Annotated in this window: 17 protein-coding genes, 2 tRNA genes, 1 other RNA gene and 2 pseudogenes; 9 read left to right on the forward strand and 13 right to left on the reverse strand. The window is 71.8% G+C overall.

Going from position 1 to position 24,436, the window contains the following annotated elements:
• The first annotated feature begins 4 nt into the window (after positions 1 to 4).
• The 3 genes from ACFZDJ_RS45340 to ACFZDJ_RS45350 all read left to right on the forward strand — a co-directional run bounded on the left by ACFZDJ_RS45340 (position 5) and on the right by ACFZDJ_RS45350 (position 2,081).
• Positions 5 to 1,333, forward strand: a complete 1,329-nt coding sequence (locus ACFZDJ_RS45340) for a histidine kinase (RefSeq protein ID WP_391068342.1) — start codon at positions 5 to 7, stop codon at positions 1,331 to 1,333.
• Positions 1,330 to 1,986 carry a response regulator gene (locus ACFZDJ_RS45345; protein WP_390938038.1) on the forward strand — a complete coding sequence of 219 codons (657 nt, stop codon included), beginning with the start codon at positions 1,330 to 1,332 and terminating at the stop codon, positions 1,984 to 1,986. The genes ACFZDJ_RS45340 and ACFZDJ_RS45345 overlap by 4 nt, the downstream gene beginning before the upstream one ends.
• 22 nt (positions 1,987 to 2,008) lie before the next feature.
• Positions 2,009 to 2,081 (forward strand) — tRNA-Gly (locus tag ACFZDJ_RS45350).
• 61 nt (positions 2,082 to 2,142) lie between these two features.
• On the opposite strand, the gene ACFZDJ_RS45355 is transcribed toward ACFZDJ_RS45350, so the two are convergent.
• The 6 genes from ACFZDJ_RS45355 to ffs form a co-directional block, all read right to left on the reverse strand.
• The gene (locus ACFZDJ_RS45355) at positions 2,143 to 3,042 is read right to left on the reverse strand and encodes a phosphoribosylaminoimidazolesuccinocarboxamide synthase (protein WP_391068204.1); all 900 of its coding nucleotides are present in this window, start codon (positions 3,040 to 3,042) and stop codon (positions 2,143 to 2,145) included.
• Positions 3,043 to 3,152: 110 nt separating this feature from the next.
• Complete coding sequence (locus ACFZDJ_RS45360; protein ID WP_391068207.1) at positions 3,153 to 4,706, reverse strand: N,N-dimethylformamidase beta subunit family domain-containing protein; 1,554 nt, start codon at positions 4,704 to 4,706, stop codon at positions 3,153 to 3,155.
• A 185-nt stretch (positions 4,707 to 4,891) separates the two neighbouring features.
• On the reverse strand, positions 4,892 to 6,715 hold the full coding sequence (locus tag ACFZDJ_RS45365) for a hypothetical protein (protein WP_390938185.1): 1,824 nt from the start codon (positions 6,713 to 6,715) through the stop codon (positions 4,892 to 4,894).
• Positions 6,716 to 7,044: 329 nt separating this feature from the next.
• Complete coding sequence (gene purD / locus ACFZDJ_RS45370) at positions 7,045 to 8,322, reverse strand: phosphoribosylamine--glycine ligase (RefSeq protein WP_391068209.1); 1,278 nt, start codon at positions 8,320 to 8,322, stop codon at positions 7,045 to 7,047.
• A 98-nt stretch (positions 8,323 to 8,420) separates the two neighbouring features.
• Positions 8,421 to 10,751, reverse strand: coding sequence for a DNA polymerase III subunit gamma and tau (locus ACFZDJ_RS45375; protein WP_391068212.1), 2,331 nt, complete (start codon positions 10,749 to 10,751; stop codon positions 8,421 to 8,423).
• A gap of 94 nt (positions 10,752 to 10,845) precedes the next feature.
• An RNA gene (ffs, locus tag ACFZDJ_RS45380) (signal recognition particle sRNA small type) lies at positions 10,846 to 10,944 on the reverse strand.
• Between the two features lie 71 nt (positions 10,945 to 11,015).
• On the opposite strand from ffs, the gene ACFZDJ_RS45385 reads away from it, so the two are divergent.
• Positions 11,016 to 11,103: transfer RNA gene (locus ACFZDJ_RS45385), tRNA-Ser, on the forward strand.
• 73 nt (positions 11,104 to 11,176) lie between these two features.
• Here ACFZDJ_RS45385 and ACFZDJ_RS45390 read toward each other — a convergent pair.
• Positions 11,177 to 11,361: pseudogene (locus ACFZDJ_RS45390) on the reverse strand (site-specific integrase); the annotation flags it as partial.
• Between the two features lie 35 nt (positions 11,362 to 11,396).
• On the opposite strand from ACFZDJ_RS45390, the pseudogene ACFZDJ_RS45395 reads away from it, so the two are divergent.
• Positions 11,397 to 11,474 (forward strand): annotated as a pseudogene (locus tag ACFZDJ_RS45395) (VOC family protein); the annotation flags it as partial.
• Between the two features lie 220 nt (positions 11,475 to 11,694).
• On the opposite strand, the gene ACFZDJ_RS45400 reads toward ACFZDJ_RS45395, so the two are convergent.
• The 5 genes from ACFZDJ_RS45400 to ACFZDJ_RS45420 form a co-directional block, all read right to left on the reverse strand.
• Positions 11,695 to 12,633, reverse strand: a complete 939-nt coding sequence (locus ACFZDJ_RS45400) for an AAC(3) family N-acetyltransferase (protein WP_391068215.1) — start codon at positions 12,631 to 12,633, stop codon at positions 11,695 to 11,697.
• Positions 12,630 to 14,873 (reverse strand): FxsB family cyclophane-forming radical SAM/SPASM peptide maturase, encoded by a 2,244-nt coding sequence (locus ACFZDJ_RS45405; RefSeq protein ID WP_391068217.1) that lies wholly within the window; start codon positions 14,871 to 14,873, stop codon positions 12,630 to 12,632. Before ACFZDJ_RS45405 ends, ACFZDJ_RS45400 begins: the two co-directional genes overlap by 4 nt.
• A gap of 22 nt (positions 14,874 to 14,895) precedes the next feature.
• On the reverse strand, positions 14,896 to 15,093 hold the full coding sequence (locus ACFZDJ_RS45410) for a hypothetical protein (protein ID WP_391068220.1): 198 nt from the start codon (positions 15,091 to 15,093) through the stop codon (positions 14,896 to 14,898).
• A 153-nt stretch (positions 15,094 to 15,246) separates the two neighbouring features.
• Positions 15,247 to 17,787, reverse strand: a complete 2,541-nt coding sequence (locus tag ACFZDJ_RS45415; protein WP_391068223.1) for a tetratricopeptide repeat protein — start codon at positions 17,785 to 17,787, stop codon at positions 15,247 to 15,249.
• Positions 17,784 to 18,362 (reverse strand): hypothetical protein, encoded by a 579-nt coding sequence (locus tag ACFZDJ_RS45420; RefSeq protein WP_390938053.1) that lies wholly within the window; start codon positions 18,360 to 18,362, stop codon positions 17,784 to 17,786. The genes ACFZDJ_RS45415 and ACFZDJ_RS45420 overlap by 4 nt, the downstream gene beginning before the upstream one ends.
• 698 nt (positions 18,363 to 19,060) lie before the next feature.
• Between ACFZDJ_RS45420 and ACFZDJ_RS45425 the strand changes: the two genes are divergently transcribed.
• The 4 genes from ACFZDJ_RS45425 to ACFZDJ_RS45440 all read left to right on the forward strand — a co-directional run bounded on the left by ACFZDJ_RS45425 (position 19,061) and on the right by ACFZDJ_RS45440 (position 22,407).
• Positions 19,061 to 19,594, forward strand: coding sequence for a GtrA family protein (locus ACFZDJ_RS45425; protein ID WP_391068345.1), 534 nt, complete (start codon positions 19,061 to 19,063; stop codon positions 19,592 to 19,594).
• A gap of 68 nt (positions 19,595 to 19,662) precedes the next feature.
• Positions 19,663 to 20,571, forward strand: coding sequence for a phosphorothioated DNA-binding restriction endonuclease (locus tag ACFZDJ_RS45430; protein WP_391068225.1), 909 nt, complete (start codon positions 19,663 to 19,665; stop codon positions 20,569 to 20,571).
• 79 nt (positions 20,572 to 20,650) lie between these two features.
• Complete coding sequence (locus tag ACFZDJ_RS45435; protein WP_390938057.1) at positions 20,651 to 21,307, forward strand: sigma-70 family RNA polymerase sigma factor; 657 nt, start codon at positions 20,651 to 20,653, stop codon at positions 21,305 to 21,307.
• On the forward strand, positions 21,304 to 22,407 hold the full coding sequence (locus ACFZDJ_RS45440) for a CU044_5270 family protein (protein ID WP_390938059.1): 1,104 nt from the start codon (positions 21,304 to 21,306) through the stop codon (positions 22,405 to 22,407). The genes ACFZDJ_RS45435 and ACFZDJ_RS45440 overlap by 4 nt, the downstream gene beginning before the upstream one ends.
• 18 nt (positions 22,408 to 22,425) lie before the next feature.
• Here the strand turns inward: ACFZDJ_RS45440 and ACFZDJ_RS45445 are convergent, their stop codons facing one another.
• Positions 22,426 to 24,378: a copper resistance protein CopC gene (locus tag ACFZDJ_RS45445; protein ID WP_391068228.1), complete on the reverse strand. Its 1,953-nt coding sequence runs from the start codon at positions 24,376 to 24,378 to the stop codon at positions 22,426 to 22,428.
• Positions 24,379 to 24,436 lie beyond the last annotated feature (58 nt).

Here is a 24,436-nt window from a genome sequence, read left to right on the forward strand (position 1 = left end):
GGGCATGGGCGGGCGCGATGGCTGGTGGCGCGGCAAGAGCACGCCGGCGAAGGTCGAGACGTACACACGGTGGTCGTTCCACACCTTCCCGTTCGTCGAGGTCGCCACCTTCGCGCTGCCGGCCTTCGGATATGTGCCCGCCCCGGTGAACTGGATCCTGTTCCTGCTGGTGAGCGCACACGCCGCGCTCGCCGCGGTGACCGCCTCGCTGACCCTGGACTGGACCCGCGGCCGCCGCCCCCTGCCGGTACGGCTGCTCTGGACGCTGGGCACCGCCACCGTGGTGATCGCCGTCGTGAGCCTGGTGGTCGCGCTGCACGGCCCGCGCGGCGCGGACAACGGGGCGGCGGCGGGCACGGTGTTCGTCGGCGTCCTGTCGTTCGGGATCGGCACCCTGGCACTCGCGGTGCGCGAGACACGACGCATGGTGTACGGCGTGCTCGGCACCGCCCTGGGCGCCGGCGCCGTGGCCGTCCCGGCGGGTGTCCCCGTGACCGGCGCCGCCATCGCCGCCGGTGCGGTCGTCCTCGCCGCCGGTTTCTTCACCTTCACCTCCGCCTTCTCCGTCTGGCTGCTGAACGCCGTCTACGAACTCGACGAGGCCCGCGAGACCCGGGCCCGGCTCGCGGTCGCCGAGGAACGGCTGCGCTTCGGGCGCGATCTGCACGACGTGATGGGCCGCAACCTGGCGGTGGTCGCGCTGAAGAGCGAGCTCGCCGTGCAACTGGCCCGGCGCGGGCGGCCGGAGGCCGTGGAGCAGATGATCGAGGTCCAGCGGATAGCGCGGGAGACGCAGCGGGAGGTCCGCGAGGTCGTACGCGGCTACCGCGAGGCCGACCTCCGGACCGAACTCGCGGGCGCTCAGGGTGTGTTGACGGCCGCCGGCATCGACTGCGAGGTCAGCGGCCCGGTGACCGGACTGCCCGCGGAGATTCAGTCCGCGCTCGGCTGGGTCGTACGGGAGGCGACGACGAACGTGCTGCGGCACGGGGACGCCGGAAGGTGCGCGGTGTCCCTGCGGGTGGCGGAGGGCCGGGTGACCCTCACCGTCGAGAACGACGGGGCGCCCGGTACCGGCAGCGGCTCCGGTACCGGACCCGCTGCCGCCGAGCCGGGAAGGGGGTCCGGGCTCGCCGGGCTGCGGGAGCGGCTCGGGGAGGTGGACGGGGTGCTGCGGGCCGGGCCTGCCGGGGGTGACCTGTTCCGCCTGACCGCCGAGGTGCCGCTGCCCCCTGCCTCCGTCCCGGAACCGGCTTCGGCCCCGGAACCGGCCCCGGAACCGGGTGGCTCGCCCCCGCCCGTCCCCCACCCCGTGAGTGAGGTCATCTCATGACGTCCACCCCACCAGCCTCATCCACCCCACCTGTCCCGTCCGCACCGCCCGTGCGGCTGTTGCTCGCCGACGACGAGCACCTGATCAGGGGTGCGCTCGCCGCGCTGCTGGGACTGGAGGACGACCTCGTGGTGGTCGCCGAGGCCGCGACCGGGCCCGAGGCGCTGGCGATGGCGCTGGCGCACGAACCCGATGTCGCCGTCCTGGATCTTCAGATGCCGGGGGCGGACGGTGTGAGGGTGGCCACATCGCTACGGGCCGAACTGCCCGGCTGCCAGGTGCTGATCGTGACGAGTCATGGGCGGCCGGGGCATCTGAAGCGAGCGCTTGCGGCAGGTGTGCGCGGGTTCGTCCCGAAGACGGTCAGCGCACAGCGGCTCGCGGAGATCATTCGTACCGTCCATGCGGGAAACCGTTATGTGGACCCGGAATTGGCCGCGGACGCGATCTCCGCCGGGGACTCGCCGCTGACCGCGCGCGAGGCCGAGGTGCTCGAGTTCGCCGCCGACGGGGCGCCCGTCGCGGAGATCGCGGAGCGGGCGGCACTGTCCCAGGGGACGGTACGCAACTATCTTTCGTCGGCCGTCTCGAAGCTGGGGGCGGAGAACCGTCACGCGGCGGTGCGTCTCGCACGGGAGCGAGGTTGGGTATAGTTGGACTCGCACCACAGCGCATGCGGACGTAGCTCAGTTGGTAGAGCGCAACCTTGCCAAGGTTGAGGTCGCCAGTTCGAACCTGGTCGTCCGCTCAGAGAAAGAAGCCCCCGGCCCTTCAGGGTCGGGGGCTTCTTCGTGTGCTCCTTCGCGTCCTCAGCTCCAGCTGGTGCCGGTCAGGCGCTCGTACGCCTCGATGTACTTGGCGCTGGTCGCGTCCACGATGTGCTGCGGCAGCGGCGGCGGGGGCTGCTCGCTCTTGCGGTCCCAGCCCGACTCGGGAGACGTCAGCCAGTCGCGGACGAACTGCTTGTCGAAGGACGGCTGGGCGTGGCCCGGCTCCCACTCGTCGGCGGGCCAGAAGCGGGAGGAGTCCGGGGTCAGCACCTCGTCGGCGAGGACGAGCGTCTCGCCCTCGTAGCCGAACTCGAACTTGGTGTCCGCGAGGATGATCCCGCGCTCGCGCGCGATGTCACGGGCGCGGCCGTAGACGGCGAGGGTCGTCTGACGCAGCTGGGCCGCGGTCTCGGCGCCGACCTGGCGGGCGACCTCCTCGTACGACACGTTCTCGTCGTGCTCGCCGACCGCGGCCTTGGTGGCGGGGGTGAAGATCGGCGCGGGGAGTTCCGAGCCGTCGACGAGGCCCTCGGGGAGGGCGAGGCCGCAGACCGTGCGGGACTCGACGTACTCGACGAGGCCCGAGCCGGTGAGATAGCCGCGCGCGACACACTCGACCGGCGTCATCCGCAGGGACTTGCAGATGAGGGTGCGGCCCTCCCAGTCGGCGGGGGCGCTCGGCGGGAGCTCGGTGCTCAGCACATGGTTGGGGACCAGGTCGGCCAGCTTGTCGAACCACCACAGCGAGAGCTGGGTGAGGACCCGGCCCTTGTCGGGGATCTCGGTGGGCAGCACCCAGTCGTAGGCGGACATGCGGTCACTGGCGATCATCACGAGGTCGCCCGCCTCGTTCTGGTACAGGTCGCGCACCTTGCCGGTGTGCAGATGCACCAGACCCGGGACCTGGAGGGGCTCGGGCTTTTCGACGAATCCGGACACGGTTCCTCCCCGTGGTTCTGTCCAAGTGACTCGATTCTCCCGTATTCGGGGAGCGGCTTTGGCCAGGGGGGTGGGCGGGGGCCCGTGGTGGTCGTGCGGGGTGCGCGTTCTCAGTCGCGTTTGCAGATGCGGTCCAGGAGGTTCGCGGTGGCTCGCTGGATACGTGCGTCGACGTGGCCGGGGCGGTCCAGGGCCGGGGACCAGGCGAACGTCCCGGCCGCGAAGACCAGGGCGCCGGAGGGGGCTCGGTAGAGGGAGGTCTCCTGGTGGCGGGTGGCGCCCTCGCTGTCCTGGTACGGGGAGTGGGCGAGGAGGATGCGGCCCTGGTGCTCGGGCAGCGGGGTGCGCGGGAAGTAGCGGTCGGCCTCGCCCGCGACCATGCCGTCGAGTTCGTCGCCTTCCTGTGCGCCGGTCGCCTCCCACAGCCAGTGGTCGGCATTGCGCACGACCAGGGGGTGGGGTTCCGGGACCCTTCCCGCGTACTGGATGCCGATGAGCTGCTGCTCAGGACGGTCGATCTCGCGCCACAGCGCCGGCCTTCCCGGGCCTCTGCGTTTGCGGCAGGTCAGCAGACGGTCGGCGACGCCGGACGGGGACGGGGCCAACTCCACCTGCCAGTACATGGTGTTGGCGGAGAGGAAGACCAGGGAGGTGCCGCTTTCGCGGGCGAGTTCCACGGTGCGGCGCATGGCCGACGACCAGTACTCGTCGTGCCCCGGGAAGACCAGGCCGCGGTAACGGGTGGGGTCGACGCGGCCGGCGTGCAGGTCGCGGGCGTCGGCGTAGGCGATGTCGTAGCCGTAGCGCTCGGCCCAGCGGATGAAGTCGTAGGCGTGGCCGACGTGGAGGGGGAGGCCCGCACCGGCGTACGGGCGGTCGAAGGAGACCGTCGTCGCGGCCTCGGACTCGCCCAGCAGTCGGCCGTTCTCGTCCCAGGCGTGGTAGAGGCTGGCACCGGTGTGCCCGTCCTCCGGGTAGAGGTTGTACGCCTGCCAGGTGATGTCCGGGAGCAGGAGGAGAAGGTCCGCGGGGTGGTTGTCGCGGACGGTGAAGGGAACGTGGGAGCGGTAGCCGTCGGCGGTGGTGAGTACGGCCACGTACGCGCCGATGTTCCAGTAGCTCGGGATCTGCAGCCGCCAGGAGAGCCACCAGTGATGACAGGAGACGGTTCTGTCGGCGGTGAGGGGTGGCGGCTGGACGATGCCCGACAGGCGGGGGCTGGTGGTGATCTTGCTGGCCCCGTCGCCTCCGTAGTGCCCGATGCGGTAGATGTCGACGCTGAATTCCTGGGGCGGGTCGACGGTGACGTGGAAATCGATGGCCTCGCCCGGCGCGGCCGCTCCGTTGGAGGCGAAGCCCTTGATCTGGCGGTGCACGTCGTCGGCCGAGCGGGGACCGCCGGCGCGGGGGTGGGGGATGGGGGGCCTGCGGGAGCCCTGGAGGGTGGCGGAGCCACCGGGGCCCCCGGACTGACCCGCCTGACCGGCCCGACCTGTCTGATCGACATGATCAATGTGATCGATGTACCACGGGACGACATGGCCGGTGTCGTCGAAGTACTGCTCGTCGCCCCTGAGCCAGGGAACGGGGCCCTGGCCGAAGGGGTCCGTCACGGCGTGCGCGAGTGCGCCCGACTCCCAGCGGCGGATCTGCTCCGACCCCATGCCTGCTCCCCTCCCTCGTGCCCCCGTCGGTTCTGTAAGCCCCTGCCCTGCGCGCGATCGGTCCCAGCACATCACATTACGCACGCACTCCGTCACCGTTCGTCGCGAATTGACGTGAACGGAACGCGGTTCTCCGGTCCTGGAGGCGGTTCGGGCGGCTGGGAGCTGGGACGGTGGTGGTGGCGTCAGACCAGGCGGACCGGCTTCTCGGGACGGACGCCCAGGTGGCGGAGCCAGTCCCGGAGAGGCTCCGGGTCACCCTCCTCGACGAGGGTCAGGATGCGCGGCCCCAGATCCGCGGCCCGCACCCCGTCGACGAGAAGGGCGGGTCCGTCGAGCCAGTCGAGCCCCGGCGCCGCCCCGGCGGTGTCCATCGCCGCACAACAGACCATCGCGGTGACATGGTCGGCCAACAGCTCACGCCCACTGCGCGGCGGCTGGAGCGGAAAGAGCGGGAGCATCCCGTCGTCCCAGAACGACCAGTCGGGGCCCGGCTGCTCCGCGCCCCCGCTCGGCCCGGACGCGACGGCCGGCGCCGCCGCCTCCTCACGGGCCAGCTCCGCGCTGAGCCCGGCCGCGAGCGCCGCCGTCCGCTCGCTCCCGAGCACGGGCTCGCCGTCCTCCCCGACCTCCTCCTCGGCCTCGTTCAGTCTCACGCCCGTGCCCCTCTCCTCGTACGCCTCGCGCCGATCGATGGAGAGGCCGGCGTCGTCCGTGGCCGGCGCGGTCAGATGGTCGAGCACGCGTGCCAGCGTCGGACCGCCCTGGTCGGGCTGGGTCGGATCCGTGGGGTGGCGGACGCCCAGTGCGTCCAGCACCCGGTGCAGCCGGGCCGCTTCGGTGCGCCAGGTGCGGTCGACCACCTCGTCCGGATACTCCTGCCAGTCCACCGGCGCCCAGTCGGGCCCGGGCTCCGCGGGGCCGCCGTGGAAGAGGCGCGCGGCGAGGAGCGAGGCCGCCTCGTCCACCGAGCCGGGCTCTTCGAGCAGGTCGCAGGCGGGACGCTCGCCGAGGCGGGAGGCGAAGCCCTCGGCCAGCCGGTCGCGGCGCGACAGCTCGGTGAGGGCCGCGACGACACCCGCGTCCAGCCGGGAGGGCCAGCGGCCCATCCGCCAGGCGGGCAGTGCGACCCGGGTCAGCAGCCGGTCCCAGCCCGCGTACGCCAGGCCGACCTGTTCCTGGGCGACGATCCGCAGACCGTAGTCCACAGCCTGTGCACGCTCGGCCGCCGCTGCGGCCACTCCCCGTTCCATCTCGGCCGCATGGCCCCGACAGCTGCGCAGCAGCAGGCGGGTCACCCAGCCGACACCGGCGAGGACCGTGCGGACCAGGGGGCCGCGGGCGGGCTCGGAGGTCACGGCCACGGCCGCGTCCAGACCCCGTACGAAACGGCGGGCCGCGGCTATGTCGGGGTGGGCCGAAGGGCCCGTACCGGCGACGACCGGGGCGAGGACCGCGCGCAGCTCCCCGACCCGCATCCACCACAGGAAGGGCGAGCCGATGACGAGGACGGGAGCCGCGGGGGCCCGGCGGGAACGCCCGGCTCCGCCTCCTACCCCTCGTGCGCCCGCTATTTCGTCGCGGTGCTCGGGTGGCGGCGGCCCGTGCGCCGGGTGGGTGCGGTCCTCCAGCCAGCTGTCGCAGTCCGGGGTCAGCGCTATCGCCGAGGGCGGCGGGACGTCGAGGCGGTCGGCCAGGTCCCGCACCAGGCGGTAGAGGTCGGGAGCGGACGCCTCCGCGATCGGGACCGTGGGGCTCACGGCGGGCCGCGCGCGGGCGACGACGAGCGCGATGCCCGCGGCGGCGAGCAGCACGAGGGCGGCGAGGACCGTCACGATCCAGCGAGTGACGGGCCAGCTTCCGCCGGTGATGTGCCCGGTCGAGCCGCCGACGAGCAGCACGACGGCGACGGCCGCGGGCAGCAGGGCGACGGCCAGCGCCCTGCTGCGGATACGCAGCACGGCGAGCGCCCGGGAGCGCGCGGCCTGCGCGCCCACCTCCACACCCATACCGGTCACGACCGGATGTCACCCCCTGCTGTCGGCCCGGCCCGGGCTGTCTCGCAGCCCGCGCCGAAGGATGCCCTGGTGTTGCTCACTCCCCCACTGTGGCACCCACCACCGACATCGCAATGCCGGTGGGCCAAGTGCCGGAACGCTTTCGCCGCACCCTAGTTGGGGCCTCGGCCCCCGTCAGCCGGATGGGGCATCGCTCACTCGATGGAATGGCTTTGGGGAAAGGTGGATGACCGTGGGCAAGGATCAGGCCCCGGATTCCGTACAGAATCCGGGGCCTGGTGGTGCGTGCGGGGGTGGGGGCTACGCCTGGGTCAGGGGCTCTACGCCTCGGCCGTGGCGTCGGGCGTGGCGTCCGCCGCCGCCTTTGCCGCGATGTCCGTACGGTGCTGCGCACCGTCGAGACCGATGCGGGCGACCGCCGCGTACGCGCGGGCGCGGGCCTCGGTCAGGTCGGTGCCGGTCGCCGTGACGGAGAGCACCCGGCCGCCCGCGCTGACGACCGCGTCGCCGTCGTGCTTCGTCCCGGCGTGCAGGACGTACGCGTGCGGGGCGTCCAGCGCCGCCACCTCGTCGAGGCCGGTGATCGGGTCGCCGGTGCGCGGGGTGTCGGGGTAGTTGTGGGAGGCCACGACCACGGTGACCGCCGCGTCGTCGCTCCAGCGCAGCGGCGCCAGATCGGCGAGGGTGCCCTCGGCGGCGGCGAGCAGGACGCCCGCGAGCGGGGTCTTCAGCCGGGCCAGGACCACCTGGGTCTCCGGGTCGCCGAAACGGGCGTTGAACTCGATCACCCGTACACCGCGGCTCGTGATCGCCAGACCCGCGTAGAGAAGGCCGGAGAACGGGGTGCCGCGGCGGCGCAGCTCGTCGACGGTCGGCTGGAGGACGGTCTCCATGACCTCCTCGACCAGCTTCGGGTCCGCCCACGGGAGGGGCGAGTACGCGCCCATGCCGCCGGTGTTCGGGCCCTCGTCGCCGTCCAGCGCCCGCTTGAAGTCCTGGGCGGGCTGGAGCGGGACGACCGTCTCGCCGTCGGTGATCGCGAAGAGGGAGACCTCGGGGCCGTCGAGGTACTCCTCGATGACGACGCGGTCGCAGGCGACGGCGTGCGCGCGGGCCTTCTCGAGGTCGTCGGTCACGACGACACCCTTGCCGGCCGCGAGTCCGTCGTCCTTCACGACGTACGGGGCGCCGAAGGCGTCGAGCGCCTCGTCGACCTCCTCGGGCGTCGTGCAGACGTACGAACGTGCCGTGGGGACACCCGCCCCCGCCATCACATCCTTGGCGAAGGCCTTGGAGCCTTCCAGCTGCGCGGCCTCCTCGGAGGGGCCGAAGCAGGGGATGCCGGCCGCGCGCACGGCGTCGGCGACCCCGGCGACGAGCGGTGCCTCCGGGCCCACGATCACCAGCTCGGCGCCGAGCTCCGTGGCCAGCGCGGCCACGGCGGCGCCGTCGAGGGCGTCGACCGGGTGCAGCTCGGCCGTCTCCGCGATGCCTGCGTTCCCGGGGGCGCAGTGCAGGGCGGTGACGTCGGGGTCGAGGGACAGGGAACGGCACAGGGCGTGTTCGCGGGCGCCACTACCGATGACGAGGACCTTCACGGGGTCAGCCTAACCGTCGGGGCCGGGTGCCTTTGTGGGGGCTTCCGAAGCGGGGGGTGGGGAGAGTTGGTGCGATCCTCCGAGAGAGGCCCGGGTGTTCACTCGTTGGAGAACTCCTCCACCACCGTCGCGCCCAGTTCGCGGACGATCAGGTCGTGGCCCGAGAGGGCGGACTCGTCGAGGTCGGGGTCGTCGTCCTCGGGGATGTCGTCCTCGGGGGCCACCGGAGGCGGCTCGTAGGCGGCGGGGGGTGGTGGTGGGGCGGGCGTCGAGGCGGGCGCGGCCGAGGCCTGGCCCGCGGGCGGGCCCTGCGGCGCGGCGGGGCGCGAAGCCGGGGCCGGGGGCTGCTGGGCGGCGGGGCGCGAGCCGGCCGGAGCTCCGCCGTAACCGCCACCACCACCGGCGCCGTAGCCGCCACCGCTGCTGCCGCCTCCGAACCCGGGACCAGGGCCGGAGGCCGACATCGGTGGCGGTGCCGAGCCACCGGAGGTGTCGACGATCGCCTCGATCTTCCACTGCACGTTGAACTGTTCGGACAGCGCCTGCTTCAGGACTTCCTCGCTGCCGCTGCTCGCGAAGTTGTCGCGCGCACCCGCGTTGACGAAGCCGATCTGCAGGGTCGTGCCGTCGTAACCGGTGACCTGCGCGTTCTGGCTGAGCAGGATCCAGGTGAAGCGGCGGCGGTTCTTCACGGCCTCCAGGATGTTCGGCCAGAGCATGCGGGGGTCGACGCCACCGGCGGCGGGGGCCGGCGCGGAGGCGGGGCCGGGGCCCGGGCCCGATCCGGGGGCGGGAGCGGGAGCGGACGCCGTCGGCGCAGGCGCGGGTGCGCCGGCCGCGGCGGGGGCCTGTCCCCCGCCCGCGGGTGTCGCGGTCGGCCAGCCACCCGGACGCCGACCGCTGCCCACCGCCGTCGCGGTGGGCCAAGCGCCGGGCGCGGCTCCGGACGGGGACGCGGGCGGAGCCGTAGCGGCAGCCGGAGGGGCCGGAGCGGCAGCCGAGGGAGCCGCGGGAGCCGGAGCGGGCGCCGAGGCAGCCCCCGCACCCGCGCCCGGTGCCGCAGCAACCCCGCCGGCACCTCCCGCACCACCGGCCCCGTACCCCTCGTTCGCCGCTCCCTGCCCGCCGGGTCCCGTCCCCCGCACGGCGGCCCGGGCCGCGGCGACCCCGCCGCCCGGCGGAACCATCGGAGCGCCCGCCGGAGCCCCATGCACTTCGGGGCCGGGTACGTACCCCATGGCGGGGGTGCCCGCGCCGGCACCGGAGAAGTTCACCCCGCGCTCGATACGGTCCAGACGGGCCATGACGGATCGCTCGTCCCCGTACGCCGCGGGCAGGAGCACGCGCGCGCAGATGAGCTCGAGCTGGAGTCGCGGCGAGGTGGCGCCGCGCATCTCCGTCAGCCCCTCGTTGACGAGATCGGCGGCGCGGCTCAGCTCGGCGGCGCCGAAGACCCCGGCCTGGGCCTGCATGCGCTCGACGACATCCGACGGGGCGTCGATGAGCCCCTTCTCGGCGGCGTCGGGAACGGCGGCCAGGATCACCAGGTCGCGCAGCCGCTCCAGCAGGTCCGCGACGAACCTCCGGGGATCGTTGCCCCCCTCGATGACGCGGTCCACGATCTCGAAGGCCACGGCGCCGTCGCCCGCGGCGAACGCCTCGACCACGGAGTCGAGCAACGACGCGTCCGTGTACCCCAGCAGGGAGGTGGCCATGGCGTACGTCACACCGTCGGTGCTCGCCCCCGCGAGGAGCTGATCCATGACGGACATGGAGTCACGCACGGAGCCGGCGCCGGCCCGCACGACCAGCGGCAGCACGCCGTCCTCGACGGGAATGCCCTCATGCCCGCAGACCTCGCCCAGGTACCCCCGCAGGGTCCCCGGCGGCACGAGCCGGAACGGATAGTGGTGGGTCCGCGACCGAATCGTCCCGATGACCTTCTCGGGCTCGGTCGTGGCGAAGATGAACTTGAGGTGCTCGGGCGGCTCCTCGACCACCTTCAGCAGGGCGTTGAAGCCCGCCGGGGTGACCATGTGGGCCTCGTCGATGATGTAGATCTTGTACCGACTGCTCGCCGGCCCGAAGAAGGCCTTTTCCCGCAGGTCACGAGCGTCGTCGACACCACCGTGCGAGGCAGCGTCGATCTCGATGACGTCGATCGATCCCGGCCCGTTGCGCGCGAGGTCCCTACAGGACTGGCACTCCCCGCAAGGAGTCGGCGTCGGCCCCTGCTCGCAGTTCAGACACCGGGCCAGAATCCGCGCACTGGTCGTCTTCCCGCACCCGCGCGGACCGCTGAACAGGTACGCGTGATTGACCCGGTTGTTCCGCAGCGCCTGCTGCAACGGGTCGGTGACATGCTCCTGCCCGATGACCTCGGCGAACGACTCCGGGCGATAACGGCGGTACAGCGCGAGAGACGACACACATACGAGGTTATAGGCGCCCACTGACAACAAGGACCGCTCACCGAGCCCCGGGCCCCGGCGGCCGGACACCCGTGCCGCATACCGCCCCGCGAACGCAAGCGCCCCCCACGCACCCGCCAGAGCCAACCTACCCTTGCTGCCTTCCGGCCCTGGGGGAGTTCAGTCAGATAGCGCCACGTGAGGGGCTCCGCACAGAGTACCTGATCCGGGAGGGGGGAACGAGTTCGCGAGCACTCCTCAACGTCTTGTATTGTTTGCCGCGGAGGATTCGCCTAGAGGCCTAGGGCGCACGCTTGGAAAGCGTGTTGGGGGCAACCCCTCACGAGTTCGAATCTCGTATCCTCCGCCAGTGCCTCACCGGGCACGATGTCGAAGGGCCCCACCGTTCGCGGTGGGGCCCTTCGACGTTGTACGTCCCGGTTTCCGACTCGCTGCGCGACCTTCCGGAGCATCGGCCCCGTGACGTGCGTGTACCGAGCGCGCGTCCGGGCCGCTCCCCCGGGCTCCCATCCCATCCCATGATCGAGTCGACCACGACGTCCGGAACGCCGAGGATCAGCAGCACCCTCGCCGCCGTGTGACGGGCGTCACGAAGCCTCCCAGATCGTGCGGCGCACATGGTGAGCGGTGCCGACCGGGCTGCAGGACGCCGAAGTGGCTCACCTTGAGGCTCATGGCGCGAAGCGCGTTGATATTGGTCAGGGTGACCAGTCCTGGGTGAGAGCGCACGCGTCCGGCCTGGCGGGCTCGCAGTTCAGAGCCCGGGCCAAAGACGCAACGAGCTGGCCTCAGCGCCTGACACCGACACCGGCGCATAGGGGCCGGTGCCGGCGCGAGTCCGGGTCGCCGAAGAAGCGACGAACACCGCATGCCACCACCTGGCGAGGCCGGACTGTGCTGGGCCGCAGCCGCAGCAACCGCCCCCGACCGACTTACCTGGTCAGGAGCCGTTCATCTGCGGTGGGTGTGGGATTCGAACCCACGGCGACATCGCCGCCGCGACGGTTTTCGGCGTCGAGGCCGTAACGCTCCGCTGAGTGAAGGGCCACCCCTGCGGTTGGGTGCTTCGGTGCTCTTGGAGCCAGCGCACCGCGAAATCCACTGCCGGTGACAGGGGAAGGAGGCGGGCGGATGCCGAGCCGATCCTGCCGTGCCGTACCAGCGGCTGCCCGGAGCCGAGCGCCTGCCCCTCCAGCCAGGATCCCAACTCGGCGAAGTCGCCGTCGTCCAGTGCCACGTCCTCGAAGTCCGTCCAGGACCGGCCACGTTCGAGTCCGTCACCAGTGGTCAAGACGCAACTGTAGGTGCGGCGGGGCGGGTTGGGCAGACGGCATTCGGCGAGGTGCAGGGCCGTGCAACGCTCGAAGCCGACCCCCAGCAACAGCACCTGCGCACGGAGGCGGTAGAGGTGGCCGAGCGGGGAGGCCTCACCGAGGTGGCAGTCGAGAGGATGGTGCGCCGTGATGGCGTGCGCGAGTGGACCCGCGGCAGCCATGGAGGTCTGGGGATGGTCACTGCGCCGGGCGCCCGGCGTCGTGCGCAGGCGCTCGGCGACAGCCCCCATTCCGGTACTGGGGGTGGTGGCGGGATCGAAGGCCGGCATGGCAGCGCGAAACGCCACGACCTGCTCGTCCGTCATGCCACGGATCTGTTCCCGATGGGCACGCGAGGTGAGGGAGTTGGCCTCGGTGAAGGCCGGCACAACGATTGTGCCGGCGGGCCCCACGGCCCGCCGCAGCGCGTCGACGACGGTGGCGGCACCCTGCTCGGTCCTGCCGACGTTGCGCAGCGAAGCGTGGACCAGGACCACGTCTCCCTCTCGCAGCCCGAGCCCGCGCAGTGCGTCACCGAGTCCCTCGGCGCTGTGTGCCGACGTCATACGTGATCCCCGGCCGGCCAGGGCAGAGTACGCGCGGCAAGCCGGATTCCGGCGGCCAGACGGCGGCCTGGGTCGGACAGGACACGATCGCTTCCGGCAAGTGCGTCCAAGGCGTTCAAGGCGTCCAAGGCGTTCAGCAGGCTCGCGTGCGTTCGCGCAGACCCTGCGTCGGGGCCGGGGGCCCGGCATGAGGCATCGGCAACAGCAAGCCGCACGTAGGCGTGTCGCAGGGCCGCCTCGCCGGGTCCGGCCAGGTCGTACATGTCGCACAACGCCGCGAACTTCGCGTACTGGAATTCCCTGATCAGCGAGATCGCCGAGGCCTCGGGTGATTCCCCGAGGTGCAGGGCAACCGCGCCGAACGGCGGCCGGGACGCATCTTCGGGCAAGTCGGCCTCCAGGGGGATCACTGTGCGCAGACCCGCGGCCAAGCCGTCCGCGCGATGAACGTGCGCGCCGGCCACGACACTCCAGGCCGCCGCGAAGTGCGCCTGCCAGGTGACGGTGTCGGGCTGGGGGTACTGCAGGGCATCCCCGCCGAAGTGGGCGGCCTCGCCCGTCGTGGGCCGGCCAGGTTGCGGCGGACGGCCCGGGTAGAAGTCGCCGTACGCGAACTGGACGCGCAGGGCGTCCACTTCGAGACGGGGTATCGGCTGCCACTGAACCGACGCGCCGTCGACGCGATGCACTCGGCCACCGTCGGTGATCAGCCTCACCGGGCGTCCCCTGTCGGAAGGCGGCAGCAGCAGTCTGCCGAGCGTGGGCAACAGGATGGAGCCCGTGACCGGACGGATCGTCAGCTCGAGGGCCCGTCGGGCGCGGAGTGCCGTCGCCAGCGCTATGCCGTCGACTCCGCCTGCTTCGGGCGGCACCAGGCCTCGGGCATGCGCGGCGCAGGCGTTCACCGCCCAGGTGTGTACGGCCGGGTCTTCGAGGACCGTGTCCAGGGCTGGGCCGTCCAGGGCGAACACCGCCTGCCAGGCGGCCGGGGAACCGACCCCGGCACGATGCAGGTAGGCCAGCATCGAGCGCCGCAGGCTCAACTGGGCTGCGCCCAGGTCCCGCACCGCCGCGCCGTCGCCTGCCGCCAGCGCGTCGAAATCCGCCTCTGCCAGCCCGTGTCGGGACGGCGTGTTCGCGCTCTGTACATGGCGGATGAGTGCGAACAGGTCGTCGCAGTAGACAGAGGGGTTGTCGAAGCCGCTGCCGGCGCGGTGCCGGTGCCCGTAGAGACCTCCGCCGCAGACCTGGACCACCGGACAGCTGCGGCACTGCTCACACAGACCTTCCAGACCCAGTCGACCGGCCTGGAAGCCGGGATGGGCGGCTGCCTCGTCGAAGCTGCTGGTCAGGACGTGGAAGCCCGTCTCCGGCGCCCCCTGCGCCACTGTTTTGAGCCAGTCGGCCTGCTCGATCGCACCGTCGGTCTCCACCACGGCGAGGTCTGGGCTTGCCAACCCCAGTGCCTCGGTGAACGTGCTGTCGCCCGCGGCCGCTGCTTCCACCGACTCGAAAAGACGGATACTGAAAGGTCTGCCCTCCGCGTTCCAGCGCTCGTAGACAGTGATCAGCCAGTCGGCGAAGTCGCCGGTGCCGTGCGGACGAACCGGCGGACGGTCCCAGGTGGCATGGGGCAGCAGGAAATCGATCCGAGGTGGCCGCAGTCCGGCCAGCGCGCCATAGACCGCATCCGGGTCGTTGGCCACGTCCACCGTGCACAGCAGCCCGGCGAACACGGGCCGGTGGGCGGGCTCGTTCAGCAGCCGTACCGCCCGTACCGCGGCGTCGTAACTGCCCGAGCCGTCCGCCCGTACTCGGTGCCGGTCGTGGGAGGCCCGGTCCCCGTCGAGAGACACGCCCGTGAGGATGCGTTCCCGCACGAGCATGGCGCACAACTCAGCATCGAGCAGTAGCCCATTGGTCTGCATCCGCAGATCCAGGACGGCCACACCCTCGAGGGCCCCACGCAGTTGACGAGCGACCCACTGGAGACGCTCCCGTCCCATGAGCAGTGGTTCACCACCGTGCAGCACCACACTGACCTGCTTCAGTTGGTGCACAGCCGCATGTTCGGCGATGCGCGCGACGGTGGCCCTCACTGTTGACTGCGTCATGATCCGCGGCCGTCGGCGCCAGCTCTGGTCGGCGTGGCGGTAGACGTAGCAGTGGTCGCAGGCCAGATCGCAGCGGCTGTGCACCTTCAACACGAACTGCTGGAAGGACCGCGCCGTGGCAGACACCCGTGTCCTCCCTGTCCGAGCTTCACAGACGGGAGTCGAACGCGGGTTTACCGGGTCCACCGATGGACGCCGCCTGGTGCACTACGAACTCGTCCTGCAACGTGCACCGATCGAGCGGTACCCGTCTGCGGTCCATCAGTCGGCTTGCGATGAAGGGGCCGGGCGCTGGGGCCTCGGCCGCCGTGTGCCGGGCGGGATGGTTCGGTATGTCGCCGTCCATGACACCTCCATCGGGTGTGCCCCCGGAACGCCGGTGCCCTGCTGTGCCGACTCGTAGTGTGCAGTCTTGCGGCGGACGATGCGTCAGCGGTTCGGGGAGCTCGACACGTCCATGGTGCATGCCCGGCGACACCCCGACAAGACGGCTCCCGGCCTATGTCCGGTCTTGTCTCCCGCACGGCGGCGGTTCTCCCGGCTCGTCGCCTTCCAGCTCCGCCAGATACGCGGAAGCGGCCTCGGCTTCAGCGGCGCCGATACGCCGAAGAATGCCGATCCCCAACCGCAGGCCTTCCACGGCTGCCGCACGCTCACCCAGGAGTGTTCGGCAGCGTGCCGCACCGATGAGCGCACGCGCCTCGTCCAGGTGACTGTGCACCTCACGCGCGAGGTGCAACGCCCGGCGGTAGACGGCGAGTCCCTCACCGGGTCCGGCGGTGGAGGCCAGCAGGGACCCCCTGTTGTTGAGGACCTCGGCCTGCCCCTGGGAGTCCCCAAGGTCCTCGAACAGGGCCAACGCCTCCTCGAACAGTCCGGCCGCCTTTTCGAACTCGCTTGTTGCCAGGCACACTTCGCCCAAGTAGTTGAGGACGTTGGCCTGGCCGCTGCGGTTGCCGAGCTCCTCGAACAGGGCCAGGGCACGGCGGTGCAGTGCGGTCGCTTCGTCGAACTCGCGTGTCAACCTGCGTACAGTGCCGAGCCAGGTGAGCACATTGGCCCGCCCCAGTACAGCGCCAATCTCGTCGTAAAGGGCCAGGGCGTCCCGCAGCAGCCGGTCCGCCCTTTCCATGTCCCCGGTTCCCACCGCCACACGTGCCAGACCCATTGAAGCGGCGGATTCTCCCAGAGAGTCGCGGCACTCCCGGTACAGCACCAGAGCCTCCTCGATCAGCGAGGACGCTTTACGGAAGTCCCCGGTCGTCAGGCAGACCTCGCCGAGGCGATAGAGCGCCCCGGCCTGTCCGCTGAGACTGCCCACCTCTTGGTACAGCGCCAGGGCCCTTTCGAAGGCCTCGGTTGCCCCTTCGAACTTCCCGGTTGCCAGCAGCACCCGGCCGTGGTTGAAGACCGCATTGGCCTCCCCGAGGCGGTTTCCCAGGCCCTGGTACAGCGCCAGGGCCCGTTCGTGGGCACGGACGGCCTGCGCGTACTGGCCGGTCTGGTACCGCACGCTGGACAGGTCGTTGAGGGCACTGGCCTCGCCGATCCGGTCGTTGCTGCCGTGAGCCGCGCCGGCCGCCTGCTGGTGGAGGGTGGCGGCCTGCGCCCACGGACCCTCTTGGAGCAGGAAAGTGGCCATGGCGGCGATGAGGCGAACCACGCGGGGCGCGTCCTGACCAGAGATGTTCAGGCAAGAAAAGAGGTTGGCCCGTTCGGTGCGCATCCAGGCCAGGGCGGCGGCCCGGTGGGGCAGGAGCGGCGCCGCGGCCGGAGGCACGCCCGCAGGCGAGAGCGGGGACCGGGTGGCGGGGGCCAGGTACTGGTCGGCGGCGTGGGCGGTGTGCTCGTAGTACGCCAGAAGACGTTCAGTGGCCTGCGCCCGCTCGTGTGCGGGGTCGTTCCGCCGGGTGAGTTCGCGGGCGTAGGCGCGCAGCAGATCATGGGGGCGATAGCGTCCTGGAGCCGTCTCGTCCAGAAGGTGGTCGGTGTAGAGCTCTTCGAGTTCCTGGCGGGCGCGCTCGAGAGGAATGGCGTTGAGGGCGGCGGCGGCGTAGGCGTCGCTGTCCAGCCCAGGGTGCAGACCCAGCAACCGAAAGACGCGCTGTCGTTCGACAGACAGTCCCTGGTACGACATGGCGAAGGCGGCCTGGACAGCGATGTCGCCGGGGCGGCCGCCGGCGCGTAGCTCGCCGAGACGGTCCTGCGCTGCGGCAAAGTCGGCGGCGAACCAGGGCAGCGTCCACGACGGGTGGCGGGCGAAGCGGCCGGCGAGCAGCACGATGGCCAGCGGCAGACGGCCGCACAGTTCCACGATGTCGGACAGGGCCGCCGAGTCGGACGCATTCACGGCACGGCGGGCCAGCCGGCAGAACATCGCCTCGGCCTCTTGGACGGGCAACGTGTCCAGAGACAGGGCGAGGGCGCCGCTCAGCCCGCTGAGCCGACGGCGACTGGTGATGAGCGTGAGGCAGCCGGGTCCGCTGGGAATGAGCGGAACGACTTGGGCGTGGTCCAGGGCGTCGTCCAGGAACAGCAGCAGCTGCCTGTCGGCGGTCTGGTCCCGCCACAGTGCCTGACGGCCTTCCAGGGTCGCGGGCAGGTGCTGGGCGGTGATGCCGAGCCGGATGAGGAGGTCGGCCAGCACATCGACCGGGCGGGCGGGCTGCTGGCCGGGAGTGTGGGCATGCAAGGGTTCGAAGAGCTGGCCGTCGGGGTAGTGCTCGGCAAGCCGGTGAGCGGCGTGAGTGGCCAGAGCGGTCTTGCCGATGCCCGGCATGCCGTCGACCGTGTGGACGGACAGGACACGACCGGGTCCCGCCGCGTCCAGCAGGTGGCGCAGCGCCCCGGCGCGTCCGGTGAAGTCGGCCACGTCGGGGGGCAGGCTGCGCAGGGCTGTGGGGGCGGCCGGTGCCGGGCCGGCGTAGGTGGTCGTGTTGATGGTCTGGATGGCGTCGCGTCCGGCCGCGAGCGCGGTGCTCTGCTGCTCCGCATGGACCCGCTGCTGGATGCGGCGGGGTGCGGGGTCGTCGCCGGTCATGGGCGGCGCGTCTGCGTCACATGGGCGTCGCGTCCGGCCACGATGGACTGGCTGTGATCGCGGGTGTCCACGTGCTGTACGACCGCTCTGACGGAAGTCTGCTCGGTTGGTGGCAGCAGAGGAAGAAGACACTCGTCCACGAGTCGCCGGACGTCACTCGCCAGGCCCGCGTCCTGATCCAGGAGATCTTGCACATGCAGGCGCCAGCTGGTCACCAAGGCCTGTTCGCGGTCGTCCTCTCCTCGCTGACGAGCAGTGAGGACGCGAGGGCGGGTCAGCTCCAGATCTCCCGCGATCGCCTCGGCCCGCTCGGGCCTGACCCTGCGCCACAACGCCACTGTGGCATCGCGTGCTTGCTGCCACCCGTCAGTGGCCATCGCCCCTACCAAGGCGGTCGCCGCCGCCAGCGTGACCGGATCCACCACGCACCACCCGCCAATCGTGAACTGGGCCAGGCTGTCAGCTTGAGGGCTTCCCAGCAGAGCGGGCCATAGCCCGAATGGCATCGAACAGAACCCGAACTGTTGTGTATCCAACTGTCCGGAAAACGCCCTGGGTTGCTTGGTTCCCTTCACATTCTGGCGACACGCTGAGACCTGCCACCGGCAGGGAAACGGAACGGCGAAGTCGTACAGAGTTGCGGACTTCGTCGGCTCAGTACGCCGTCGTCCGGGACCGGAGGTCCAGGCGTACGCGGCGTCCGATGAGGCGGCCGACGCGGGGGCGGTCTCCGCCGCGCCGAGCAGCGCCGCGCCGACGGCGGCACCGGCCGCACGGCCGAGGAAGCCGCGACGGGCGAGGGACGTGGGGGTTGGGTCGGAGGGAAGGACGTCGTGTAAGGACACGGGAGCTCCCGAATGGGGGTGGGGATGGAGGAACAGAGGGATCTCGCCCACTCTGTGCCCGGCCCCGGGAGGCGGCAAAGAGCTCAGCCGTGACTCACAGTGTTCGGCCTGGGAACTTAGGTTGCGCGCCGGGCGGGTTGGCTGCCGCGTCCGGACGGGTCGCCGGTAGCTCGCCCCCGGGGCGGGGTACAGCTGGCTACACCCCCGGTTCGGGAGTGCACCTCATCGTTTCGGCGCGCGGACGACGGCATCGTTGAACCCAGCTGGTCCCAGAGGTTCACAGCTCCCCCGTCCGGAAGGAAAGCCCCATGAACGCGCTGCTCTCGTCGAAGCCGGAGACGGAGACGGGCACGGAGACGGGCACGAAGACGGGCACGAAGACGGGTACGGACATGGGGGTGGAGACGGGGGTGAAGACGGCGTCCGCGATGCGGAGTGCGGAGCCGAACGGGACCGTCGCCTACGAAGCCCGCCGGATACCGGCGACCCCGGCAGCCCCTGGTCCGCTCGCCTCCTTCGCCCGGTTCGTCCTCTGCGGCGGCGGCATCGGCGTCCTCTCCAGCTTCGCCGTCCCCCTCGTCGCCGGACTGATGCCCTGGGCGGTGGCCAACGCGGTCGTCACGGTCGCGTCGACCGTCCTCTGCACCGAGCTGCACGCACGCTTCACCTTCGGAAGCGGGAAGCACGCCGGATGGCGCCAGCACTGGCAGTCCGCAGGATCAGCCGCGGCCGCCTACGCCGTCACCTCCGTCGCCATCCTCGTCCTGCACACCCTCCAGACCTCCCCGAGCATGCTCTCCGAACAGATCGTCTACCTCAGCGCCTCCGGCCTCGCCGGCATCGGACGCTTCCTCCTCCTGCGCCTCTACGTCTTCGCCGGCGGACGGACCAGGGCCACGGAACCGGTACGGGTGAAGATCCCGGCACGCCGGCCGCACCGAGCCCTGGCCTGGGCGGCCTAGGCCGCGCCGCCCCGGGGAGTCAGAGAGTGACCGCGACCGCGTTGGGCGCACCCGTACGATCACCCGTCATGGAGGACTGGCTGGAGCGCGCCGCGAAGCTGAGGCAGTGGACCGGCAACGGGGTCCGCGCCCCGCACAAGCCCCTGCTCCTCCTCTACGCCCTCGGCCGGTTCCAGCGGGACGCCGACGGCGAGTTGCGCTACAGCGCGGTCGAGGAAGACCTGAAGCGGCTGCTGGCCGAGTTCGGTCCCGCCAACCGGACGACACCGGCGTACCCCTTCCACCACCTGGTCGGCGACGGGGTGTGGGAGGTGCGGACCGACCGCGGGCCCGGCAGCCCCGGCAGCGGGGTGCGGGAACTGCGGTCGACGGGCGCGGCGGGACGGCTGGCGCCGGAACTGCGGGCGGCGCTGCGACGCGAGCCCGCGCTCCTCGGCCGGATGGCCCGGATCCTGCTCGACCTGCACTTCCCGCCCTCGCTCCACGACGAACTGTGCGAGGCCGTGGGCCTGGAGTGGGAGCCGGAGGGGTCGGCGCCCCTGCCGGGCGCGGGGCCTCGGGACCGGCGCCGGCGCGACCCGCGGATGCGGGAGCTGGTCCTGACGGCGTACGAGTACCAGTGCGCGTTCTGTGGGTACGACGGCCGGATCGGGGCGGTGCCGGTCGGGCTGGAGGCCGCGCATGTGCGCTGGTGGGCGTTCGACGGGCCGGACGACATCGACAACGGTCTGTGCCTGTGCTCGCTGCACCACAAGCTGTTCGACAAGGGCGTCCTCGGCATCGGGGACGGGCACCGCATCCTGGTGTCGCAGCGCTTCGTCGGACGGAGCCCGGCGGCCCGCGACCATGTCATCGCGCTGGCGGGCCGTCCGCTGACCGGCCCCCAGCCGGGCACCGCGCCCGTCGCCGCGCACCACCGGACCTGGCACACCCAACAGGTGTTCCACGGAGCTCCGCGCCTTGCCGCGCCGGCCTGAACCGCACACGACGGGATGTGACGCAGGTCACGGGAAGTCGGTGTGGGGTGCCGGACAGCTCATAGGGGTGAGCATTGATATGCGTACCCGGGTACGGGCCGGGGAATCGAGCGCCTTCGCGGAGCTCTTCGACAGTTATGCGCGCGCGGTCTACAACCACGCCTTCCGGCTGACCGCCGACTGGTCGACGGCCGAGGACGTGATGGCCGCGACCTTCCTGGAGGCATGGCGGCTGCGCGACCGGGTCGACCCCGAGGGCGGCTCGCTGCGCCCCTGGCTGCTGGGCATCGCCACCAACACCGCGCGCAACCAGTACCGGAGCAACCGGCGTTACCGGCGGGCGGCCCAGGCCGCCGCCGCGGCCGAGCTGTCGGTGCCCGACCACGCCGAGGACGTGGCCGGGCAGGTCGACGACCGGCGTCGTCTCGCGACCGCCCTCGCCGCCCTCGCGACGCTGCGGCCCCCGGAGCGCGAGGTCATCGCGCTCTGCCTGGGGGAGGGCCTGGACTACGAGGCCGCGGCGGAGGCGCTGGGGATCGCGGTCGGCACGGTCGCCTCCCGGCTCTCCCGCGCCCGCAAGAAGCTGCGCACCCTCACCGATCCCGGACCGGCGCGCCAAGAACCCGGACCGCCGCTGAAAAAAGTTCGCGGAAGACGGGAAGGCAGCCGCCTCGACCGACAGATAACAGGCGATCGCACCCAAGTGATCCGGCCCGCACAGGAAGGAAACCGATGAACGAGAACACGCCCCGGCAGAGTCCGGCCGAGCGGGACGAGCGCGCCCAGCAGCTCCTGTCCCACGCGGCGCGCGACCTCCCGGCGGGCCGTCACCAGTTCCACAAGGAGCGCCTGATGGCCCAGATTCACCAGATCCAGCAGGAAGAGCGCACGGCGGCCGCCGAGGCGGTGGCCCCGGCGCGGACCTGGCGGCCCAGGCTGCCGCGTCCGGCGATCACGCTGCCCGTGCTGGCCGCCGCGCTGGCCGGGACGGTCGTCGCCGGAGTGGTGATGAACGACGGCGGCGGGGTCAGGGACGGCGGTGTCGCCACCGGACCCGCCCTCACCACCCACATCGGTGCCGCGACCACCAAGGGCGTCCCCCAGCTGCTGGGCCAGATCTCACTGGCGGCGGCCGAGACCGGGGGGAGCCACCCGGCCGTCAAGCCCGGCCAGTACGTCTACATAGAGTCCAAGACGGCCGACTCGTTCGTGAAGACCGTCGACGACAAGAGCAGCCTCGCCAGTCACGCGCTGCACCGCCGTCAGGTCTGGATGTCCTCCGACGGCACCAAGGGCTGGCTGATCGACCCGGCCGTCAACGAAAGCTCCGAGGGCGAGACCCTGAGCCTGCCCGACGAACAGGGCAACACCCCGGTCGGCAGCCTGAACCACCCCACGTACGACTACCTGGCCAAGCTGACCACCGACCCCGACAAGATCCTGGCCAAGATCTACAAGGAGACCAAGGGCCAGGGCAACACCCCCGACCAGCAGGCGTTCACCACCATCGGAGACCTGCTCATCGAGAGCTACCCGCCGGCGGAGCTGTACTCGGCCCTGTTCAAGGCCGCCGCAAAGATCCCCGGAGTCGTCGTGGTGAACGACGCGGTGGACGCGGTGGGCCGGCACGGGATCGCGGTGGCCCGGCTGGACGAGACCAGCGGCGAACGCGAAGAGTGGATCTTCGACAAGAAGACCCATGTCTTCCTGGGCGACCGCTCGGTCAAGGTGACCGCGAGCACCGGCGAGGACGCCCTGATCAAGCCCGGCACGGTGACCTTCACCAACGCCATCGTCACCCGGGCCGTCGTCGACGCCGTGAAGCAGACCCCGTGAGCCGACGCGGTGGTCCCGTCAGCCGATCTTCACGGTCTTCGACACCGTGACCTGGTCGATGTCGGTGGTGCGGACGGTGACCTTCATGGTCCAGGTGCCGGCCACCGGGAGGGTGACGCCGTCCGCGGCCCAGTAGCCGCCCTTGTCCGCCAGCTCGGCGTCGATCGGGCCGATCCGCTGGGATTCCAGGGTGAAGGTGAGGCGCAGCTCGGGCACGGTGGCGAAGCCGCCGTCGGGGCCGTAGATCACGGCCTGCACGGAGTTCTCGCCGACCCGGCTCGGTGTCAGTTCGATCTGCACCTTGCCGTGTCCGCCCTTCGTGCCCACGTCGAACGGGATCGTCGTCGTCGAGGCCGTGGTCTCCCCGGCGGCCGCGATCGCTGAGGCCGCCGCGGCCTCGGTGGCCGCGCGGCCCGGCTGGGTGCCGGTGAGCAGGGTGGTGATCACCAGCACGACGACGCCGACGACGACCTCGACCAGCACCGAACGCCGCAACGCCCGCCGGTACCGGTCGGTCTCGTCCGAGGCCTTGTCAGAAGCCTGACCCGAGGCCTCGTCGGAAGCCTTGCCCGGGCTCTTGTCGGAAGTCCTGTCCAAGGGCTCGTGATCCGGATCCGGTGCGCCGTCGTCCGATGCACCGCCGTCCGACAGGCCGGCCGCCCCCTCGACCCGTACGTCGGCGGGGGCGGCCGAGGCCCCCACCGTCTGCGGCACCCGTTCCTCCACCAGCACCGCCGCCGCTGTCCGTGCCTCCTCCGCCACGAGCATCAGCCGCCCGGTCCAGCGCCGCGAGGCCCCCGCCCCCGCCAGCAGCACCAGCACCGCCACCAGCTTGGCGACGAGAAGTCGGCCGTACGAGGTGGAGGTGAGCGCGTCCCAGGAGCCGAGGCCGCGCCAGGACTGGTAGACGCCGGTGACGACCAGGACGGTGACCGAGGCGAGGGCGAGGCGGGAGAAGCGGTTGACGACGGCCGCGGGGAGCGGCTCGGCCGACCGGTACAGGGCGGTGAGAAGGGCCGCGAGGCCGCCCAGCCAGACCGCCATGGACAACAGATGCAGTACGGAGGAGACCATCGCCACGGGGACCTGGATCCCGGCGGACGCGTGCTCGGCGACGGCCCAGGTGACGGCGAGGGAGACGGTGAGCAGCCCGCCGAGCGCGAGGACGGCCCGCCCCCGCGCCTGCTCGCGCACCGGGTAGAACACCGCCGCCCCGAGCAGCACCAGCCGCGCCAGCAGGGCCAGTCCCGGCCTGCTGGTCAGGGTCTCGCTGAGGACGGACGGGTCGAAGGCGTCCGCCGGGCCGCTGCCGCGCTCGTAGGGGCCGCGCAGGAGCAGCAGCGCGACGGTGGACCCGGCCAGGATCCACCATCCGGTGAGGAGCAGTCGCCGCACCGGGCCCGGGAACCCGCAGACCAGGACGAAGGTGGCGGCGCCGATGAGGAGGGCCAGACCGCCGTACGCGAAGTAGCGGGCGGTGTCGTAGAGCGTGCCCGCGACGGTGTTCCCGGAGGCGTCGACGGGGACGGGCGGGGCGGTCGCGGAGGGTTTGCCGATGGAGAAGGTGAAGGCGCCGGAGACCGGATGGCTGTCGGCCGAGACGACTCGCCACGCCACCGTGAAGGTGCCGGTGCCCAGGCCCTTCGGCAGGGTCACACGGGCGGTGTCGGAACGGTCGCCCGCGTGCCCCGGATCGCCGGTGTGCACGCGCCGGTTGTCCGGGTCGAGCACACGGAAGGAGTCGTCCAGGAGCCCGATGGACTCGCTGAAGGACAGCGTCACCTCGGTGGGTGCCGTCTTCAGCACGCTGCCGTCCTGCGGATCGGTGCCGGTCAGCGCGGCGTGGGCGGACGCGCCGCCGACACCGCCGAAGAGCAGCAGGACCAGCACCGTGCCCAGCAGCGCGAGCCCTTGGGCGATCCGCCGTCGGCCGCGCCGTCGGTCCCGCTGTCCGCCTCCGCGTACGCTCACACGCCGTCTCCGTCGTCTCCGCGGCGTCCGCACAGGCCTGAGCGGGCTCCGCTTTTCC

The organism is Streptomyces sp. NPDC007896 (genome assembly GCF_042959425.1).
GTDB lineage: Bacteria > Actinomycetota > Actinomycetes > Streptomycetales > Streptomycetaceae > Streptomyces.

What these genes read in the sequence shown, in the direction of transcription:
- ACFZDJ_RS45435 (WP_390938057.1), top strand. Translation starts at nt 20,651, where the DNA reads ATGCGTACCCGGGTACGGGCCGGGGAATCGAGCGCCTTCGCGGAGCTC.
- ACFZDJ_RS45340 (WP_391068342.1), top strand. Translation starts at nt 5, where the DNA reads ATGGGCGGGCGCGATGGCTGGTGGCGCGGCAAGAGCACGCCGGCGAAG.
- ACFZDJ_RS45440 (WP_390938059.1), top strand. Translation starts at nt 21,304, where the DNA reads ATGAACGAGAACACGCCCCGGCAGAGTCCGGCCGAGCGGGACGAGCGC.
- ACFZDJ_RS45400 (WP_391068215.1), bottom strand. Translation starts at nt 12,633, where the DNA reads ATGACGTCGGCACACAGCGCCGAGGGACTCGGTGACGCACTGCGCGGG.
- ACFZDJ_RS45345 (WP_390938038.1), top strand. Translation starts at nt 1,330, where the DNA reads ATGACGTCCACCCCACCAGCCTCATCCACCCCACCTGTCCCGTCCGCA.
- ACFZDJ_RS45415 (WP_391068223.1), bottom strand. Translation starts at nt 17,787, where the DNA reads ATGACCGGCGACGACCCCGCACCCCGCCGCATCCAGCAGCGGGTCCAT.
- ACFZDJ_RS45360 (WP_391068207.1), bottom strand. Translation starts at nt 4,706, where the DNA reads ATGGGGTCGGAGCAGATCCGCCGCTGGGAGTCGGGCGCACTCGCGCAC.
- ACFZDJ_RS45425 (WP_391068345.1), top strand. Translation starts at nt 19,061, where the DNA reads ATGCGGAGTGCGGAGCCGAACGGGACCGTCGCCTACGAAGCCCGCCGG.
- ACFZDJ_RS45410 (WP_391068220.1), bottom strand. Translation starts at nt 15,093, where the DNA reads ATGGACGGCGACATACCGAACCATCCCGCCCGGCACACGGCGGCCGAG.
- ACFZDJ_RS45365 (WP_390938185.1), bottom strand. Translation starts at nt 6,715, where the DNA reads ATGGGTGTGGAGGTGGGCGCGCAGGCCGCGCGCTCCCGGGCGCTCGCC.
- ACFZDJ_RS45430 (WP_391068225.1), top strand. Translation starts at nt 19,663, where the DNA reads ATGGAGGACTGGCTGGAGCGCGCCGCGAAGCTGAGGCAGTGGACCGGC.